Origin of the sequence: Pseudomonas inefficax, assembly GCF_900277125.1 — a bacterium.
GTDB lineage: Bacteria > Pseudomonadota > Gammaproteobacteria > Pseudomonadales > Pseudomonadaceae > Aquipseudomonas > Aquipseudomonas inefficax.
In genome coordinates this window covers 1-1,495 of sequence record NZ_OPYN01000147.1, presented here as the reverse complement: position 1 = coordinate 1,495, position 1,495 = coordinate 1, and the positions used below count along the sequence as shown (strand labels likewise).

1 protein-coding gene is annotated in these 1,495 nt (G+C 67.1%); it reads left to right on the top strand.

Annotation, left to right across the window (positions count from 1 at the left end; translation table 11 throughout):
- On the top strand, window positions 1-1,495 hold a 1,495-nt coding region (locus JV551A3_RS16410), incomplete at both ends, for an AsmA family protein (RefSeq protein WP_459565070.1).

Genomic DNA, 1,495 nt, shown 5'->3' with positions numbered 1-1,495 from the left:
AACCTGCAGGGCGACCTGCAGCCCGAAGCTGACTGGCCGGTGCAACTCCAGGCGCAGTTGCAATTGCCAGCCGTAGACGGCAAACCGTGGCAGCTGGCGCTGACTGCTACCGGCGAGTTGCAGAAAACCCTGAAACTCGCCGGCACCAGCAGTGGTTACCTCGATGCCACGCTGAGCGGGCAATTGCAGGCGTTGGCCGAGCACCTGCCAGCGACCTTGCAGATCCGCTCCGAGGCATTCAAACCGGCTGCCTCGTTGCCCGATACCGTGCAGTTCAACCAGCTCAGGCTCGATGCCAGCGGCGACCTGCGCAAGGGCTATCAACTTTCGGGGGCGGCCAGCCTGCCGGCCGAGCAGTCGCCGATCGCCTTGCTGTTGTCCGGGCTGGTCGACAGCAAAGGCGCCAGGCTCGATGCCCTGGACCTGAACGCCAGCGATACCCAACGGGTCAAGTTGCAAGCCACCGCTGACTGGCAAAAAGGTCTGGTCGCCGATGCCCAGCTGGACTGGCAGGACTTCCCGTGGCTGCGCCTGTATCCACTGGAGACACCGCCCGAGGTCACCCTCAAGCGGTTCATGGCTCAGGTGCACTATCGCGATGGCAACTACCAGGGCACCTTCAATGGCGACCTGGATGGCCCGGCTGGCGAGTTCAGCCTGGCCAGCCCCTTCGAAGGTGACCTGAGCCAGGTGAAGCTGCCGCAGTTGGCGCTGACCGCCGGGCAAGGCAAGGCTGCCGGCAGTGTTGCCGTGCGCTTCGCCGACACCCTGGCATGGGATGTCGACCTGCAGTTGTCGGCGCTTGACCCGGCCTATTGGCTGGCCGAGCTGCCGGGTACCCTGGCGGGGCCGCTGCGCAGCAAAGGCGAGATGAAAGGCGACGCCTTGAGCCTCGATGCCCAGCTAGACCTGAAAGGCCGCTTGCGCGGCCAGCCGGCAATGCTCAAGGCCGAGGCCCAGGGGGCAGGGCAGAGCTGGACCCTGGGCGCGCTGGCAATCCAGCTGGGGGATAACCGCATCAATGGTAGCGGCAGCCTGCAGCAGCGCCTGGCCGGGCGGCTCGACCTCGACCTGCCGCGCCTGGGCCAGTTGTGGCCAAGGTTGCAGGGCCAGGTCAAGGGCCGGCTGGACGTCGCCGGCACCCTGCAGGCCCCGCAAGGTACGCTGACCCTGCTGGGCCAGCGGCTGGCCCAGGCGGAAAACCGCTTGCAGCAGCTGAACCTGGATGCCCGTCTGGACAACGCCCAGCGCGGCGTTGTCGAACTCAAGGCCAGCGGCATTCAGCTGGGTGACACGGCTCTGGGCACCTTGCAGGCCAACGGCAAAGGCGACATTCGCCAGCAAGCCTTGACCCTGGCGCTGGATGGCCCGCAGCTCAAGTTCGACCTCGGCCTGGATGGCCAGCTGAACAAGGGGGACTGGCGTGGGCGCCTGGCCAGTGGGCGGATCCAGGCCGGCGGCCAGGACTGGCGGTTGCAGGCACCGGCGCGCCTGC